Genomic DNA, 16399 nt, shown 5'->3' on the forward strand with positions numbered 1-16399 from the left:
TTTATTTTTTATAAAGTTAAGTATTTTAATAAAGATACGATAAATTTAGTTCTTTAGGTTTATTCTTTAACCAATTCTGATGTCCAAAATAACTCCATTTCATGGCTGCAATATTAACATCTGGATTCGTGTATTGATAATAACTACTTCCGTTAATAGAAACTTTACTATCAACAAAAACCTTTACGTTTTTAATACCCTTTTTATCGTAATCTGCTTTAACAAATTGAGCAAATTGCCAAATCATATCAGCAGAAATCGCAAATCTTTTTTCTTGTTTATATGTTAAATAATTTGATAAGTTGACTTTTTCTCTTGGTTGATATTTTCCATTTTTGTCTGGAATAGAAACATAAACATGTACATCAGCAGATTTTTTTCTTAACATCATTCGCCAAGAAAGTCGATGCCCTTCTTCTGTCCAAAAAACATTTCCAGGAATATGTAAATGACGCACTGGCAAATATATTTGCCAAATAATATAAAAGACTACCAAATAAGAAAAGGCTATTCTACGAGTATTAATCAACCCATCCTCATCATTACGATCCATCATAAATGATTTCGTTTTGAAGAACAATTCTTGTACTTTAATTGGATCATAAAAGAAAATCATCATTGCTAATGAAAAGAACGGGAAAATTCCGATTCCGAATATAACTGAATTGAATAAGTGAAAAAATATTGCACATTTTATCGCTATACCTCTTGTACGAGGCGCTAACATTGCCGGAATAATTAATAAATCAAAAAAGAAACCTAACCAAGCGATTACTTGCGAAAATTCTAAACTTCCTACGATTTGTGCTAGACCATTTAATTGGTATTTGCTACTTAAAATATATTCGTAATTAACAAAATGTTGATTTAAAAAAACACCATTAAACCAATCTGGATATAACTTTTGTAAAGCTGCAAAAGTATAAACGATAAACAACTGAGCGATAAATAATACTCTAACCCAATTTTTACAAGTTAAGCGTTTTAATTTCGGAAATATTAAACTATCTATTGAAAAAAACTGATGTGCAGGCATAATAGTCATCATCCACGAAACTAGCATGAACAAGTAATAATGATTATTATAACTCGTTTTTTGCATAAAATAACTTAACGACCACATGATCGCAAAAGATATAATCGCAAATCTGTATAAACCACCTATTGCAATAAAGATTCCTAACAATCCCATTATTCCATAATAGTAAATCATGTTTGGACCCAATAAGTTATTTAACCACTCGAATCCAATAAATGTGAAAGTCAATTTAGGTTCAACTAAATTAGCATTTACCCAACCTGTAAAAATTGCTCCCCAACATTCTGCAACAATCAATAATCCAAATAAGATTCGGAAAATCACCAACGGAGAATTATCAATTTTTCTAAATAAATATTCGCTAAACATGTTTATGTTTTGTTTTGCGCTAATTTATAAATTTACAGTAGGTGTATTGTTATACTTTTCAATATATTTATTCCATGAAAACGAAGAAAATTATCCTTTTTGATGGCGTTTGTAATCTGTGTAATTCTTCCGTTCAGTTTATAATTGAACGAGATACAAAAAACGTATTTCTTTTTTCTTCTTTACAATCAGATTTTGGACAAAAAATATTGAAAGAAAACAACCTCAACGAAGAAAATTTCGATTCGATTATTTTGATTGATGAGGATAAAATTTATCAAAAATCTGATGCTGCTTTGCGAATCGCAAAAGAACTTCAATCACCAATAAAGTATTTCAATCTTTTTTTAATTCTACCCCAATTTTTAAGAGATTTTGGATATGATTTAATTGCAAAAAATAGGTACAAGTTTTTCGGAAAACAAGAAAGTTGTTGGATTCCTACTGAAGAATTAAAAAATAAGTTTTTGAATTAAAATAGAGCATTCTTTATATACAGAATCACTCTTCTAACGAATAAAATATTCAATAAAATAGCAGCTGAAACTAAAAAAAGTAATATAAAATTTCCGTTTTCTATCGTAGTAAAATAATCTCCCATTTGTGGAATTATAAATGAAAAATTAATAAAGATTAGTGCAATTCCTAAAACGTAATATTTTCTTTTGACGAAAATACTTATTAGAAAGAAAAATAAAGCAGACGTTCCTGCTAAAAATGCAAAAGCATCATCATCACTCCCTGAAGAATGTAACTCTGTTACATATCTAAATTCTAGACCATCATCATATCCCAAACCTGTAGAATGATATAGAAAAAGATAACTTGTAATTAAAATTACAAGGTAAAGAAATTCTATAATTGAAAAATGAATTTTCATTAACTAAAAACTGTTCTTATATTTTTCTATTGAAGCTTCTATTTTTGCACGACGATTTGCTGGAGATGGATGCGAACTTTGATATTCCGGAACATTACTTCCTCCAGACGCTTCTTCTAAAATATGCATTACACCAATTAATGCAGTAGGATCGTAACCAGCCTGAATCATAAAACGAACACCTAAATCGTCAGATTCCAATTCATCTTCACGACCATATTTCATGTTTACCATATTGGCTACAACTTGTGCGTAGTATGCAGAATTAACATCGCCAGCTGCAACACCTGCCGCACCAGCAATTCCTTGCGTTAATTCTTGTTTCGACATTTGTTCAGCACTATGACGAGCAATTACATGCCCAATTTCATGACCTAATACTCCTGCTAATTGATCTTCATTTTGTAAGCGAGTCAATAAAGCTTCAGTGATAAAAATTGGTCCACCAGGTAAAGCAAAAGCATTTACAGTACGTTGATCAGCCAATACATAAAACTGAAATGGATACTGTGTTTTCCCTGCATCACTTGTTTTTACTATTTTCTCGCCAATGGATTTTACCAATTGTTGATATTGAGAATTTTGAGACAATCCACCAAATTCTTGCGCCATTTGTGGAGCAGAATTTATTCCCATCGCTACTTCTTGCTCTTTTGATAGAGAAATATATTGTTTTTCTCCAGTTATCTCGTTTACTTCCGAGCTAGCGAAATATTTAACAACAGAAAAAATAACGATAGCAGCTGCTACAAGAAATTTTATTGATGATGAACCGCCTTTTTGCATAGTCTATTAGTGTTGGTAATTATTTTACTTTTTATGTCTTTTTTTTAAAATTTCAAGAACATCTTTTAACTCAAATCCTCTATCGTGCAAAGCCATTAAGTAGTAAAAAAATACGTCAGCAGATTCTTCTAAAAAAGCCTGGTCATCATCTTGCGAAGACGCTATAACCATTTCTACAGCTTCTTCTCCCATTTTTTTAGCAATCTGAGATGTACCTTTTTTATGCACACGCTTCATTTTAGATTTTTTTGCGTCCTGAAGTTTTGCCTCTTCCATCATCAGCTCTAACTTCTTCAAAAAAGGAAACTTTTTTTCCTTCTTGACTTCTGTAGTTTCTATATTATGTAGATTATTTAAATCCATAGGTTTGTTTTCCTTGAGTAAAATTAATTAATCAGAAGTAAATTCAACAATTTATTTGCCAAAATGTGATTTCTTTAAAATAATTTCATTTTTATACTTCAATATCAAAAACTTAGAACCTATTTAAATCTTCCTAAAACTTAATTTATTCAAGTTAAATAATATTTAAAACAAATAAAAACTATTATTTTTTATCAAAAATTTAATCAATTTAAACGCTACAATAGTGATAACACGTGGTTTCTTTATTTTTTAAATATTATTACGCTATATAAAGTACGATTTATCCTTCCAAATTTTATAATGAATAGAAATAATCTTAAATTTACGCTCAAATAAAACAAGCGCAAACAATGAACACAAACGACTTTTCCATTCGTCATATTGGAAATAATGCTAAGCAAGCAGCAGAGATGCTTGCTGTGATCGGGAAAGATTCTATCGATTCTTTAGTAGAGGCAACATTACCTCAGAATATTAGATTAAAAAAAGAATTAGAATTACCAGAGGCGTTATCAGAATTTGAAGCAACAAATCACTTAGCTGAATTAGCTTCATTGAACCAAAAAGTTAAAAATTATTTAGGATACGGATACTATGGTACAATTTTACCAGCTCCAATTCAACGTAATGTTTTAGAAAATCCAGGTTGGTATACTGCTTACACACCTTACCAAGCAGAAATTGCTCAAGGTCGTTTAGAAGCTTTATTAAACTTCCAAACTGTTATATCTGATTTAACAGGTTTACCTATTGCAAATGCATCTTTATTAGATGAAGGTACTGCATGTGGTGAGGCAATGCACATGTTATTTGAATCTCGTTCTAGAGATCAAAAGAAAAATAATGTAAATAAATTCTTTATTGCTGATAATTTATTCCCACAATCTGTTGCTGTTTTAGAAACTAAAGCACACGGATTAGGAATTGAAGTTGTTATTGGTAATTTTGAAACTACAGAAATTACAGAAGAATTCTTCGGAGCTATTGTTCAATACATCGGTAAAGGAGGACAAATTAATAACTACAAATCATTTGTAGAAAAAGCAAACGCTGTTGGAGTTAAAGTTGCAGTTGCTACAGATTTATTAGCTTTAACTTTATTAACACCTCCAGGTGAATGGGGAGCTGATATTACTATTGGTACATCTCAACGTTTTGGAGTTCCTATGGGATACGGTGGACCACACGCTGCTTTTATGTCTTGTACGGAAGATTACAAACGTGTAATTCCAGGTCGTATTATCGGAGTTTCTCAAGATCGCTTAGGAAACTACGCTTTACGTATGGCTTTACAAACACGTGAGCAACACATCAAACGTGAAAAAGCAACTTCTAACATTTGTACTGCACAAGTATTATTAGCTGTTATGGCTTCTTTCTACGCGGTTTACCACGGGAAAGATGGATTAAAATTCATTGCTGAAGAAATCCACACAAAAGCTGCAATTTTACACGGAGGATTACAACACTTAGGTTACAATTTAGTAAATACAAATTTCTTTGATACAGTACAAATCGCTGTTGAAAATTCTGACGAAATCGTTAAGATTTTTGCTGATGAAGAAATTAACGTAAACGGATTTGAGAAAGGTAAAGTTTCTATCACTGTTGATGAAATGACTTCTGAAGAAGATATCTTCGAAATCTTAAGCGTGTTTGCTACAATCAATAATACAGAAGAAGGTTTTGAATTTGAAGTTGATGAATCATTTTTACCAGCTGACTTAATCAGAACAACTGATTTCTTAACTCATCCAAACTTTAATTCATTCCATACAGAAACTGAATTAATGCGTTACATCAAGCGTTTAGAGCGTAAAGATTTAGCTTTAAATCAATCGATGATTGCATTAGGTTCTTGTACAATGAAGTTAAATGCAGCTACACAATTGTTACACATGTCTTGGGAAAGAATGGGGAATGTACATCCATTTACTCCAAAAGAACAAGTAGAAGGTTACCAAACATTAATCAAAAACTTAGAAGATTACTTATCTGAAATTACAGGTTTTGACGCGACATCTTTACAACCAAACTCTGGTGCACAAGGTGAATACGCTGGTTTAATGGTTATCCGCTCTTACTTTGAATCTAAAGGAGAAGGACATCGTAATGTTGCATTAATTCCACAATCGGCACACGGAACAAACCCTGCTTCTGCTGCTATGGCTGGAATGAAAGTAGTAGTTGTTAAAAACTTAGAATCTGGAGAAACAGATTTAGAAGATTTAAAAGCAAAATGTGAGTTACACAAAGATAACTTAGCTGCTTTAATGATTACTTACCCTTCTACATACGGTGCTTTTGATAGCAATATTGAAGAGGTAACAACAATGATCCACGAATACGGAGGACAAGTTTACATGGACGGTGCAAACATGAATGCGCAAGTTGGTTTAACTTCTCCTGGTAATATTGGTGCAGACGTTTGTCACTTAAACTTACACAAAACATTTGCTATTCCTCACGGTGGTGGTGGACCTGGTGTTGGACCAATCTGTGTTAAATCACACTTAGCTCCATTCTTAGGATCATCTCCATTAATTGAAACTGGAGGAAAAGAAACTACAAATACATTTGCTGCTGCTCCTTACGGATCTGCTTTCATATTACCAATTTCTTACACTTACATCTTAATGTTAGGTGCTGAAGGTTTATTGAAATCGACACAAGGTGCGATCTTAAATGCAAACTATATGAAAACTCGTTTAGAAGGTCATTACGATATTCTTTACACGAATGCTCAAAATGTAGTAGCGCACGAGTTTATCTTAGATTGTCGTCCATTTAAGAAAGTAGGAGTTGAAGTTACCGATATCGCAAAACGTTTAATCGATTACGGATTCCACGCGCCAACGGTTTCTTTCCCTGTTGCAGGAACTTTAATGGTTGAACCAACAGAATCTGAAACTAAAGCTGAATTAGATCGTTTTTGTGATGCATTAATTGCTATTCGTCAAGAAATTGATGAAGTTGCAAATGGAGATTTCCCTGTTGACAACAACGTTTTACACAATGCTCCTCACCCACAGCATTTATTAACTGCTGATGAGTGGGAATATCCTTATACTCGTTCTAAGGCTGCATTCCCATTAGAGTGGGTTCGTGAGCGTAAATTCTTCGCTACAGTTTCTCGTATCGATGATGCTTACGGTGACCGTAACTTAATGTGTACTTGTGCACCAATCGAAGATTATATTGATCAAGACTAATCTTAGGATTTAGATATAAATTAAAAGCGTACTGAATTTCAGTACGCTTTTTTTATTATTTATTAATATACTCTTCCGTAAAATGTATTTTAGATTTCTCTTGATTAAATTTTTCTTGATTATAATTAGATGATTGATTTTTGGGAATTGATAACGATAACCATTCATCATTTTTAATCATCTTTCCGATAAATATGATTTGACCAATATGATAAGGATAATGAGCCAACTGACGTTGCAAAGCTTCTAAAACCGTATGACCTTGATTTCTTATATAAATTATTTGATCTAAATCTTCATCGCTTTTTATTAGATCCATCGCGTCTAAAAAACAACTCCAGCCTTTTTCCCAATAAGAGATAACCTCATCTTTAGAATGAAAAATCTTTCTCGAATTCTTGATCTCTATTTCGCCATTCTTTTTCACCATCTCTTGTTAGAAAATCAGTCCATCTCGATAACATATTTCCAGCGATATGATTTACAATAATCGCAATACTATTAGATTCGTTATTATATTGCCAAAAAAATCTTTCTCACTTAATTGTTCAAATGTATTTTCTCCTAATAACTTATAATATAAGAATTGATTCTTTATATTATTCACTTACTGATTTTGTAAATTAATTTGCACCTTCTAAATTTTTATGGTTATGTTTTCGTTTATAATGTGTTTGTTTTAAATTATCATCACCAGAAATAATAGATATATTTCCGTCAATTTCTAACATTGCTAGTTTTACATCTTTTATATGTTCAACACCATGCTCTCTCATTGCTTCAAATAACTCATCTGAAGAAATTCCTAATATTCCCAATTTTTCAAAATTAGCTTTCCCTTTATGAATTAATATTTCAGGATCTTGTTCAATTAATTTTCTGAAAGATTTATTTTTATACATTAACTTTTTCATACCAAAATTCAAAACGAATAAAATAAAAGCAGCTAATAATCCACCCTCCAAACTTACATTTGGACCAACCATTGCGTTTTGAACGGCATTACTTATTAATAAAATTAAAATAACATCTGCTGTATTAAGTTGCGATAATTCTTTTTTACCAAAAATTCGTAATGCTATTAGCATGAATAAATAAACGGATACACAGCGAAGTATAATTCCAAAATAACCTTCCATAATAAACAACTTAATTTCAGTAGAATATATAAAAAAATCCGTTCATTTCTGAACGGATTTTACTATTTATTTTACTTCTTTTTTCTTGTAATAATTAGAGAAAACTCGCATCACAATATAGATAATTGCTAAGTAGAATTTCTTTTCGTAAAATAATTCTAATCCTTCAATCGGAAAAAAATTTTCAGATAAGAATCCGAATAACAAGATTACTAAAATTGCAATACTCGCTGTGTTTAATATTTTAACCATTTATATTATTTGTTGTAAGAAGGCTTAATCCCTTTCTTGATTAATTTATTTGAAACACGACCAACACCTTCTGTAATTGTTGATAAATTATCCATATCAATTACTTTAAACTCGTCGCTTGGTTGATGATAATGTTTTGCAGTTTTCATGTTTACAGAAGATAATGAGTGAGAAACAACTCCTTTCTTAAAAAAGTGAACATTATCTGAGCGCATAAATAAATTCTGACCTAAATAAGGATCATCATTTACAGAAAATGTTTTACACGTATTATCATTCATTATTTTCATTAAATCTGAACGATCACTACCTGTCATATAAACTTTCCCTGATCCAAATTCAGAAACTGTTCCTAACATTTCTAAATTATACATCACTTCCATTTTTGGCAAATAAGTTGCGAAATCTGGATTTTCTACTAATTTCCCTGATCCAATCAAACCAATTTCTTCAGCATCAAATGCCATGTACATAATCGTTTTCTTTGGTTTTTTCTTTTTATAATAATCAGAAATTGCCATTACTGCTGAAGTTCCACTTGCATTATCATCTGCACCATTAAAGATTTTATCTTCTCCTTTTCCGTTAGCACCAACATGATCAAAGTGAGCTCCGAAAGCTACAATTTCGTCAGATTTACCTTCCTGAATTCCACATACATTATAACCAGTTTGTTCTTTATGTTCAAAAGTAATTAGGAACGAATCTCCAACACAAGGTTTTAAGTTGTTATTTTTAAAATGAGTTGCGATATAATCTGCTGCTTTTTTAGCTCCTTCAGTTCCAAACATACGTCCTTCCATCTCATCAGAAGCTAATGTTTTTACATATTCTGTTTGTTTCTCTTTAGAATATTGTGCATTAGCAAATGAACCTAGAACTCCTGCTATTAATAGAAATGTGAATTTATTCATTGTGTTTTTTTATTTGTTGAAAGATAATTAAAATTAATTAAACATTCCCTGCATCTTACTAATAGGGAATAATCAAAAGTATTAGACTACTTTTTCTTTTCAAACATCAAATCTTTAACTTTCTCCTTATCTTCTTTTTCTTTATCTAAATCGAACATTGTTCCGAAGACACGATCCCAAAAAGTATTCGAAACTCCAAAACCAAGCTCTTCATCTTTATAATGATGCAAATGATGATTGCGCCACAATGGTTTCATAAATTTAAAAGGAGGAGCGACAGCATGAATCAAATAATGCATCGAAGCATACAATAAATAACCTATCATAAAACCAGGAAAAAAAATGAAAGTGTATTTTCCTAATATTACATATTGAACCAAAAATATAATTGAAGCTAAAATTAAACTAGGAATTGGAGGCATAAACAAACGTTGTTTATCCCTTGGATAATGATGATGATTTCCATGAAAAATATAAACTATTCTCTGAAATTTTGGATGTTGCGTTGTCCAATGAAATAAATATCGATGAGCAAAATATTCAAACAATGTCCAAAAAGTCATTGCTCCAAAAAATAAAATAACGACCTGTACAAAAGAAAATTCAAACGTTTTGCATCCATGATAAATACTATAGGAAAGTATCGGAATATACATTCCCCAAATAACAGCAGGATGTCCTTTGGTTAACATTTCTAAGTATTTATTCTCAAAAAGTTGTGCTTGTCCTTTATTATTTATTTTTTCAAATTTCATTTTTAAGGTTTTTAGTTCTCTTAAAATTAAACAATTACGTTTAAAATTCAAAAAATTATAAAGCACAAAAAAAACTCCAAGAAACTAATCTTGGAGTTTTATAAAATATAATGTAGAATTTATTATCTAGCAGACATTTCAACGTAATCACGAGTTGCAGCACCAGTGTATAACTGACGTGGACGTCCAATTGGTTGATTTGTTTGACGCATTTCCATCCATTGAGCAATCCATCCTGGTAAACGACCTACAGCAAACATTACTGTAAACATTTCAGTTGGAATTTCTAATGCTTTGTAAATAATTCCTGAGTAGAAATCTACGTTAGGGTATAATTTACGAGCTTTGAAGTAATCGTCTTCTAAACAAGCTTGCTCTAATCCTTTTGCAATATCTAAAATAGGATCGTTGATTCCTAAAGTAGTTAATACGTTATCAGCAGCAACTTTGATAATACGAGCACGTGGATCGAAGTTTTTGTAAACACGGTGACCGAATCCCATTAAACGGAATGGATCTTCTTTATCTTTTGCTTTTGCAATAAATTTAGCAACATCTCCACCATCATTTTGGATAGCTTCTAACATTTCTAATACTGCTTGGTTAGCACCACCATGTAATGGTCCCCATAAAGCAGAGATACCTGCAGCGATTGAAGCGAAGATACCTGCATGAGAAGAACCTACTAAACGTACAGTTGAAGCAGAACAGTTTTGCTCGTGATCAGCATGTAAGATTAATAATTTATCAAATGCATCAACAATTACTGGATCAGCTTTGTAACCTTCAGAACCATCATTGAATAACATTTGGTAGAAGTTTTCTACGTATGATAATGAACTATCTGATTTTACTAATGGTAAACCTTTAATTTTACGTTGAGACCAAGCTGCGATTACTGGGAATTGACCTAATAATGTAACAGCTGCATCATACATTTCTTCTTCAGTAGCAACATTTACTTTCTCTGGGTTAAACGCAGATAAAGCAGATGTTAAAGCTGAAATAATTCCCATTGGGTGAGAACCTTCAGGAAATGCATTTAACATTTGAACTAACTCTTCAGCAACTTCAGTATTTTTTCTAATATCAGCTACAAATCCTTCTAACTCTGTTTGAGTTGGTAATTCTCCTTTTAATAAAAGATACATTACTTCTTCAAAGTTAGATTTGTCTGCTATTTGTTCGATTGGATATCCTCTATACAATAACTTTCCTTCTTCACCATCTAAGAAAGTGATTTTAGATTCACAAGATCCCGTGTTTTTGTAACCTGGGTCCATTGTGATTAATCCTGTTGCACCTCTTAACTTAGAAATATCAATTGACTTTTCGTCCATTGATCCTGTTGAAACTGGAAGCTCCAACTCCTTTCCATCGTAACTTAATACTACCTTGTCTGACATTTTTTAGTTTATATTATTTAACGCGTAATTTACAATATATTTTATTAATTCCGGACTGATAAATATCAGTGTTGGAATTACACTATCGCTTTATTTTGAAAGCTTTTAAGCCTGGGAATATTGCAGTTTCGCCTAAGATTTCTTCGATGCGTAATAATTGGTTATATTTCGCCATACGATCTGATCTTGAAGCTGAACCTGTTTTAATTTGTCCAGTATTTAACGCTACTGCTAAATCAGCAATCGTCGCATCTTCAGTTTCTCCAGAACGGTGAGACATTACAGCAGTGTATCGCGAATTTTGTGCCATTTGTACTGCTTGAATTGTTTCTGTTAACGTTCCGATTTGGTTAAACTTCACTAAGATTGAGTTTGCCGTTTCTTCGTCAATAGCTTTTTCTAATTTTTTAACATTTGTAACTAATAAATCGTCCCCTACTAATTGTACTCGGTTACCGATTTTATCAGTTAAAATTTTCCATCCATTCCAATCGTTTTCGTCCATTCCGTCCTCGATAGAAATAATTGGATATTTCTCTGATAATTCAGCTAAATAAGCTGCTTGTTCTTCAGATGTACGGATTGCTCCTTTTTCACCTTCAAACTTTGTGTAATCGTATTTTCCGTCTACATAAAATTCTGATGAAGCACAATCTAAAGCTATCATAATTTCTTCTCCTGGTTTGTAACCCGCTTTTTCAATCGCTTGCATTACTGTGTCTAATGCATCCTCAGTTCCGTCAAATGTTGGAGCAAATCCTCCTTCATCACCAACAGCTGTAGATAAACCACGATCGTGTAAAATTTTCTTTAATGCATGGAAAACTTCCGTTCCTTTACGTAAAGCATCAGAAAAAGATGCTGCCACCACTGGCATAATCATAAATTCTTGAAAAGCAATTGGAGCATCTGAGTGAGAACCTCCATTTACAATATTCATCATAGGAACTGGTAATGTATTAGCATTTACACCACCTACGTAACGGAATAATGGTAAACCTAATTCTTCTGCTGCTGCTTTAGCTACAGCTAAAGAAACACCTAAAATTGCATTAGCACCTAATTTTGCTTTATTTTCAGTTCCGTCTAAATCAATCATGATTTGATCAATTAAGTTTTGTTCAAAAACTGAATATCCTATTAATTCTGGAGCTATAATTTCGTTTACGTTTTCAACCGCTTTTAATACTCCTTTTCCTAAATATAAATCACCACCATCGCGTAATTCAACCGCTTCGTGTTCACCAGTAGACGCTCCAGATGGAACAGCAGCTCTTCCTAAAATTCCGTTTTCAGTTACTACATCAACTTCAACAGTAGGATTACCACGTGAATCTAAAATTTGTCTTGCGAAAATGTGAGAGATAATGCTCATAGTTTGTTATGTTTTGTTTGATAATATTTTAATCTTTCAAAAATAACGATTATGTACTTTTTATACAACGAAAATAGAATCTTTTAAATTTTTCCGAGGGAAAAGATAATCAATATTTTCTATTCATGCATAATAATTTTACTATTTAATACACAATTTAGCAAAATAGATACACAACAAAAAAGAACTATATAAAAGTAAAATCATTTATATATAATATTAATAATCATCAGTCTTAACTGAATAAAAAATGATTAAATTTATAAATTAATTTGTGATAAATAATTGATCTCCGTTACGAATTGCTTGATAAGTTCTTGGTGCACGATTTGAAACTTTTGTTGGTTGACCTGTCGTTAAAATCCATTCAGCCCCATCTTCTTCACAATACATTTTAATATCATCTATTACATATATAGTAGATTTTTGAGTAGGACAAATATGCGGTGCATTACGGTCATACGCTTTATATCCTACTCCTGTATTTACAACAATTAAACCTCTTGTACCTGTATTAACACCTTCTAAATAAATCCAACCTCCAGGATTATTAAGGTTTACATATAAAGGTAAGTTTAAATTAATAGACCTACTTACTGTTGTTGTAGGCACACAACTTACTGCTCCATCATCTGTAGAACATGAAAATGCTACGAATAAAAACATTAGAACTAAAACCTTATTTAGAATCGTTTTAATAAACTTCATAATTTTTAATTTCAAATAAAATAATTACTATCTTTGCTTCTATAGTCCTGCACATACTTTGTTATGCGTAGGATTATTTATTTTTTATGAAATAACGAAAAATTTTACAACTAATACATTATTATGGCAAATATACAATATGTAACAAAAGAAGGTTTAGATAAACTTCGTGCAGAATTACACGAGTTAGAAACATTTGAACGTCCAAAAATTTCACAACAAATCGCAGAAGCTCGTGATAAAGGAGATTTATCTGAAAATGCAGAATACGATGCTGCTAAAGAAGCCCAAGGTTTATTGGAAGTTCGTATCGCTCGTTTAAAAGAAAACATTGGAAATTCAAGAATTATTGACGAGAGTAAATTAGACGCTTCTAAAGTTTCTATTTTATCAATTGTTAAAATTAAAAACTTAGCGAATAACCAAGAAATGGTTTATACTTTAGTACCAGAAACTGAAGCTGATTTAGCTAAAGCACGTATTTCTGTAAATACACCAATTGCTAAAGGTTTATTAGGAAAATCTGTAAATGATATTGCTGATATTACTTTACCTAACGGAATGACTTTAAAATTCGAAATTTTAGAAATATCTTTGAGCTAAAATTTAAAATATAAATTTTATGGCTAGCATATTTACAAAAATCATCAACGGAGAAATTCCATCATACAAAATCGCTGAAAACGATCAATATATTGCTATTTTAGATGCTTTTCCTTTAGTAGAAGGACATGTATTAGTAATTCCTAAGCAAGAAGTTGATAAAATCTTTGATTTGGATAAAGAAACCTATTCTGGTTTAATGGATTTCGCTTACGATATTGCAAAAGCCATAGAAAAAGCAATCCCATGTCTTCGTGTGGGTGTTGCAGTTGTTGGGTTAGAGGTACCACATGTACACGTACATTTGGTACCACTAAACTCAATGGACGACATTAATTTTAAGAATCCTAAACTACAATTGGATTCAACCCAAATGTATGTCATCGCAGAAAAAATCAAATCATCTTTATAATTTATAAAATGAATAAATACATTAAATTAGTAATCGCCACTGTATTAGTAGCCTTAGCAATATTTTTATTTGCTGATCGTGAATACGGTTGGGGATTTTGTGCTTTATTAATAGCTGTATTTCCAGTTATTTTTTACTTCAGAAACGAAAACATCTTGATAGCATTTTGGTTCTTACGCAAAGAAGACATGCCAAAAACTAAAAGTTGGTTAAATAGAATTACAAATCCAGAAACGCAATTAATTCCTAAACAAATGGGATACTTTAATTACATGAAAGGAATTGTTGCTGCACAAGATAATGATCTTGCAGGTTCTGAAAAACATATGAGAGATGCTTTAGACTTCGGTTTATCTTTCGATCACGACCGTGCTATGGCTAACTTATCTTTAGCGGGTGCAGCGATGTCAAGAGGTAAAAAACGTGATGCTGAAACTTACATTAAAGAAGCAAAGAAAAACGACACAAAAGGTATGTTTGCTGATCAAATCAAAATGATGAATGATCAAATGAAACGTTTTTCTAATGTAAATGTAAATCAATTACAGAATCCAAACATGCGTCACAGAGGACGTAAATTTTAATCGAAATGGATTTAAACGAAATTAATTTTCAACAACCATCTAATCATGAGAAGTGGAAAAAAATTGAAGGATTTTTTGAAACTAACTTCACAGACGGTGAGACTCCAGATTTAGATACCATTTTGTTTTTAATCGGTGTTCAGGAATTAGGAAAAGGAAAAATCAAATTCAAAAAAGACGATAAATTAAACCTGTTACATATTGCAGTTTGCCGCGTATTAGAGCCTTTTGGTTTTTATCGTTTTGATGGATTAGATCCAGATGGATGGCCACACTTCGAGTTATTAGAAGAGTTACCTCCACTTAAAACCAACGAACAAACATTATTAATGAAACATGCGGTTATTCAATACTTTGAAGACCAAAAGATATTAAACTTCGAATCTTAAGATTCGAAGTTTTTCTTTTTATATAAATCAACTACAATTTTATCAGCTGCTAAAGTCATCTCATCAGCATTTAAATCTGAAATTGGTTGCCAAATTAAAGCTTGGATATCTTCATCTATAACTTTCAAATCTTTTAAAGCTTCGTCAGTCGTTTTGGCTTTATAGTAGATCAAAAGAATTTGTTCTGCTGAATTAAACGCATTCTGCTGAAAAAAATCTTGCGTATAAAAATGCTCTCCAATTTCAACTTCAAGATTTAATTCTTCTTTAAATTCTCTAATCAAACAATCTCTTGTTCCTTCACCAAATTCTAATCCTCCACCTGGAAACTTATAGATTAATTGATTTTGAAAAGGCTCATGTATAATTAAAACTTTGCCTTTATGCTCCAACAATGCATAAACACGTACATTGAAAGGTTTACTCATAAGTAAAATTTTTAAATGCGACCATCATTTCTCTTTTTCCTGGAGGACCAGGTCGTTTTTTAACAGTAAAACCATTCGCTTTCATTCCACGCTTAAAAGTTCCTTTCGCTGCATAAGTTGTAATAATGCTAATTTCTTTGGTTAAATTTGCTACTATTGTTAACAATTCTTCTTCCCATAAATCAGGCTGAACTTGCGATCCAAACGCATCAAAATAAACCAAATCAAAATCAGAATCCGAGCTATCTTTTAAATCAAAAAAATCTTTCTCAACTTTTTTTAATGTAAAATTTGAAGAAATTTTTATTTCATTTTCCCATTCAGCATTAAACATTTTTTGATAATAAGTATAAAATTCTTCTCTTCTAGATTCAAACTCAGGATAAAATTTAAAAACATCATCAAAATAATTTATGACTTCAAATTCTTCTGCAGAAACTGGATATTTTTCTACACCAATATATGTAATATTTAACTGTTTTTTTTCCGATTCTAACAACGTAATAAAAGAATTTAATCCTGTACCTAAGCCAATTTCTAGAATTTTTATAGGTTTTTTTAGTTCAAAAAAGAAATTTAATCCGTTATTAATAAAAACATGGAAAGCTTCCTGCACAGCCCCATGAATAGAGTGATAGGTTTCGTTCAAGTCCTCAATATGAATGGTTTTAGAACCGTCCTCTGTCTCTACGATTATTCGTTTCATCGGGTCAAGTTATGAATTTTATTATGTTTTGGAGCAAAATAAACGTATATTTGGTATCGCAACAAACAAATTTACA

19 protein-coding genes and 1 pseudogene are annotated in these 16399 nt (G+C 31.4%); 6 read left to right on the forward strand and 14 right to left on the reverse strand.

Features of this window, described 5'->3' with window-relative positions:
• Positions 1-25: 25 nt before the first annotated feature.
• Positions 26-1408 (reverse strand): HTTM domain-containing protein, encoded by a 1383-nt coding sequence (locus EAH69_RS11270; RefSeq protein WP_121935310.1) that lies wholly within the window; start codon positions 1406-1408, stop codon positions 26-28.
• A 74-nt stretch (positions 1409-1482) separates the two neighbouring features.
• Between EAH69_RS11270 and EAH69_RS11275 the strand changes: the two genes are divergently transcribed.
• Positions 1483-1884: a thiol-disulfide oxidoreductase DCC family protein gene (locus EAH69_RS11275; protein ID WP_121935311.1), complete on the forward strand. Its 402-nt coding sequence runs from the start codon at positions 1483-1485 to the stop codon at positions 1882-1884.
• Here EAH69_RS11275 and EAH69_RS11280 read toward each other — a convergent pair.
• Genes EAH69_RS11280 through hisE form a run of 3 tightly spaced genes read right to left on the reverse strand, consistent with a single transcriptional unit; the run spans position 1881 to position 3437 of the window.
• Positions 1881-2288 (reverse strand): hypothetical protein, encoded by a 408-nt coding sequence (locus EAH69_RS11280; RefSeq protein WP_121935312.1) that lies wholly within the window; start codon positions 2286-2288, stop codon positions 1881-1883. The two genes, EAH69_RS11275 and EAH69_RS11280, sit on opposite strands and share 4 nt — an antisense overlap.
• A 3-nt stretch (positions 2289-2291) precedes the next feature.
• Positions 2292-3074, reverse strand: coding sequence for a M48 family metalloprotease (locus tag EAH69_RS11285; protein ID WP_121935313.1), 783 nt, complete (start codon positions 3072-3074; stop codon positions 2292-2294).
• Positions 3075-3098: 24 nt separating this feature from the next.
• Positions 3099-3437 (reverse strand): phosphoribosyl-ATP diphosphatase, encoded by a 339-nt coding sequence (gene hisE, locus EAH69_RS11290; RefSeq protein WP_121935314.1) that lies wholly within the window; start codon positions 3435-3437, stop codon positions 3099-3101.
• A 353-nt stretch (positions 3438-3790) separates the two neighbouring features.
• Between hisE and gcvP the strand changes: the two genes are divergently transcribed.
• On the forward strand, positions 3791-6652 hold the full coding sequence (gene gcvP / locus EAH69_RS11295; protein WP_121935315.1) for an aminomethyl-transferring glycine dehydrogenase: 2862 nt from the start codon (positions 3791-3793) through the stop codon (positions 6650-6652).
• Positions 6653-6707: 55 nt separating this feature from the next.
• On the opposite strand, the pseudogene EAH69_RS11300 reads toward gcvP, so the two are convergent.
• The 8 genes and pseudogenes from EAH69_RS11300 to EAH69_RS11335 all read right to left on the reverse strand — a co-directional run bounded on the left by EAH69_RS11300 (position 6708) and on the right by EAH69_RS11335 (position 13201).
• Positions 6708-7259: pseudogene (locus EAH69_RS11300) on the reverse strand (DUF1572 family protein).
• Positions 7260-7275: 16 nt separating this feature from the next.
• Positions 7276-7791, reverse strand: coding sequence for a DUF421 domain-containing protein (locus tag EAH69_RS11305; RefSeq protein ID WP_121935316.1), 516 nt, complete (start codon positions 7789-7791; stop codon positions 7276-7278).
• 66 nt (positions 7792-7857) lie between these two features.
• Positions 7858-8043 carry a hypothetical protein gene (locus EAH69_RS11310; protein WP_121935317.1) on the reverse strand — a complete coding sequence of 62 codons (186 nt, stop codon included), beginning with the start codon at positions 8041-8043 and terminating at the stop codon, positions 7858-7860.
• A 5-nt stretch (positions 8044-8048) separates the two neighbouring features.
• Positions 8049-8957, reverse strand: a complete 909-nt coding sequence (locus EAH69_RS11315) for a M28 family peptidase (RefSeq protein ID WP_121935318.1) — start codon at positions 8955-8957, stop codon at positions 8049-8051.
• An 86-nt stretch (positions 8958-9043) separates the two neighbouring features.
• Positions 9044-9712: a sterol desaturase family protein gene (locus EAH69_RS11320; protein ID WP_121935319.1), complete on the reverse strand. Its 669-nt coding sequence runs from the start codon at positions 9710-9712 to the stop codon at positions 9044-9046.
• Positions 9713-9834: 122 nt separating this feature from the next.
• Positions 9835-11118: a citrate synthase gene (locus tag EAH69_RS11325; protein ID WP_121935320.1), complete on the reverse strand. Its 1284-nt coding sequence runs from the start codon at positions 11116-11118 to the stop codon at positions 9835-9837.
• Positions 11119-11200: 82 nt separating this feature from the next.
• The gene (gene eno / locus EAH69_RS11330; protein WP_121935321.1) at positions 11201-12493 is read right to left on the reverse strand and encodes a phosphopyruvate hydratase; all 1293 of its coding nucleotides are present in this window, start codon (positions 12491-12493) and stop codon (positions 11201-11203) included.
• A gap of 267 nt (positions 12494-12760) precedes the next feature.
• Complete coding sequence (locus EAH69_RS11335) at positions 12761-13201, reverse strand: hypothetical protein (RefSeq protein ID WP_121935322.1); 441 nt, start codon at positions 13199-13201, stop codon at positions 12761-12763.
• A 123-nt stretch (positions 13202-13324) separates the two neighbouring features.
• Between EAH69_RS11335 and greA the strand changes: the two genes are divergently transcribed.
• The 4 genes from greA to EAH69_RS11355 are packed head-to-tail and all read left to right on the forward strand — an operon-like array spanning position 13325 to position 15189.
• Positions 13325-13804, forward strand: a complete 480-nt coding sequence (greA, locus tag EAH69_RS11340) for a transcription elongation factor GreA (protein ID WP_121935323.1) — start codon at positions 13325-13327, stop codon at positions 13802-13804.
• Between the two features lie 19 nt (positions 13805-13823).
• Positions 13824-14216, forward strand: coding sequence for an HIT family protein (locus tag EAH69_RS11345; RefSeq protein ID WP_121935324.1), 393 nt, complete (start codon positions 13824-13826; stop codon positions 14214-14216).
• Positions 14217-14224: 8 nt separating this feature from the next.
• Positions 14225-14800 carry a DUF2892 domain-containing protein gene (locus EAH69_RS11350; protein ID WP_121935325.1) on the forward strand — a complete coding sequence of 192 codons (576 nt, stop codon included), beginning with the start codon at positions 14225-14227 and terminating at the stop codon, positions 14798-14800.
• Between the two features lie 5 nt (positions 14801-14805).
• Entirely contained in the window at positions 14806-15189 is a 384-nt protein-coding gene (locus EAH69_RS11355; protein WP_121935326.1) for a hypothetical protein, read from the forward strand.
• On the opposite strand, the gene EAH69_RS11360 is transcribed toward EAH69_RS11355, so the two are convergent.
• Positions 15186-15617: an NUDIX hydrolase gene (locus EAH69_RS11360; RefSeq protein ID WP_121935327.1), complete on the reverse strand. Its 432-nt coding sequence runs from the start codon at positions 15615-15617 to the stop codon at positions 15186-15188. The two genes, EAH69_RS11355 and EAH69_RS11360, sit on opposite strands and share 4 nt — an antisense overlap.
• Entirely contained in the window at positions 15610-16323 is a 714-nt protein-coding gene (gene mnmD / locus EAH69_RS11365; RefSeq protein ID WP_121935328.1) for a tRNA (5-methylaminomethyl-2-thiouridine)(34)-methyltransferase MnmD, read from the reverse strand. Before mnmD ends, EAH69_RS11360 begins: the two co-directional genes overlap by 8 nt.
• Positions 16324-16399 lie beyond the last annotated feature (76 nt).

This window comes from Faecalibacter macacae (assembly GCF_003687725.1).
Lineage (GTDB): Bacteria > Bacteroidota > Bacteroidia > Flavobacteriales > Weeksellaceae > Empedobacter > Empedobacter macacae.

What these genes read in the sequence shown, in the direction of transcription:
- greA (WP_121935323.1), top strand. Translation starts at nt 13,325, where the DNA reads ATGGCAAATATACAATATGTAACAAAAGAAGGTTTAGATAAACTTCGT.
- EAH69_RS11275 (WP_121935311.1), top strand. Translation starts at nt 1,483, where the DNA reads ATGAAAACGAAGAAAATTATCCTTTTTGATGGCGTTTGTAATCTGTGT.
- EAH69_RS11310 (WP_121935317.1), bottom strand. Translation starts at nt 8,043, where the DNA reads ATGGTTAAAATATTAAACACAGCGAGTATTGCAATTTTAGTAATCTTG.
- EAH69_RS11305 (WP_121935316.1), bottom strand. Translation starts at nt 7,791, where the DNA reads ATGGAAGGTTATTTTGGAATTATACTTCGCTGTGTATCCGTTTATTTA.
- gcvP (WP_121935315.1), top strand. Translation starts at nt 3,791, where the DNA reads ATGAACACAAACGACTTTTCCATTCGTCATATTGGAAATAATGCTAAG.
- EAH69_RS11280 (WP_121935312.1), bottom strand. Translation starts at nt 2,288, where the DNA reads ATGAAAATTCATTTTTCAATTATAGAATTTCTTTACCTTGTAATTTTA.
- EAH69_RS11325 (WP_121935320.1), bottom strand. Translation starts at nt 11,118, where the DNA reads ATGTCAGACAAGGTAGTATTAAGTTACGATGGAAAGGAGTTGGAGCTT.
- EAH69_RS11320 (WP_121935319.1), bottom strand. Translation starts at nt 9,712, where the DNA reads ATGAAATTTGAAAAAATAAATAATAAAGGACAAGCACAACTTTTTGAG.
- eno (WP_121935321.1), bottom strand. Translation starts at nt 12,493, where the DNA reads ATGAGCATTATCTCTCACATTTTCGCAAGACAAATTTTAGATTCACGT.
- EAH69_RS11285 (WP_121935313.1), bottom strand. Translation starts at nt 3,074, where the DNA reads ATGCAAAAAGGCGGTTCATCATCAATAAAATTTCTTGTAGCAGCTGCT.
- EAH69_RS11360 (WP_121935327.1), bottom strand. Translation starts at nt 15,617, where the DNA reads ATGAGTAAACCTTTCAATGTACGTGTTTATGCATTGTTGGAGCATAAA.
- EAH69_RS11335 (WP_121935322.1), bottom strand. Translation starts at nt 13,201, where the DNA reads ATGAAGTTTATTAAAACGATTCTAAATAAGGTTTTAGTTCTAATGTTT.
- EAH69_RS11355 (WP_121935326.1), top strand. Translation starts at nt 14,806, where the DNA reads ATGGATTTAAACGAAATTAATTTTCAACAACCATCTAATCATGAGAAG.
- EAH69_RS11345 (WP_121935324.1), top strand. Translation starts at nt 13,824, where the DNA reads ATGGCTAGCATATTTACAAAAATCATCAACGGAGAAATTCCATCATAC.
- hisE (WP_121935314.1), bottom strand. Translation starts at nt 3,437, where the DNA reads ATGGATTTAAATAATCTACATAATATAGAAACTACAGAAGTCAAGAAG.
- EAH69_RS11270 (WP_121935310.1), bottom strand. Translation starts at nt 1,408, where the DNA reads ATGTTTAGCGAATATTTATTTAGAAAAATTGATAATTCTCCGTTGGTG.
- EAH69_RS11315 (WP_121935318.1), bottom strand. Translation starts at nt 8,957, where the DNA reads ATGAATAAATTCACATTTCTATTAATAGCAGGAGTTCTAGGTTCATTT.
- mnmD (WP_121935328.1), bottom strand. Translation starts at nt 16,323, where the DNA reads ATGAAACGAATAATCGTAGAGACAGAGGACGGTTCTAAAACCATTCAT.
- EAH69_RS11350 (WP_121935325.1), top strand. Translation starts at nt 14,225, where the DNA reads ATGAATAAATACATTAAATTAGTAATCGCCACTGTATTAGTAGCCTTA.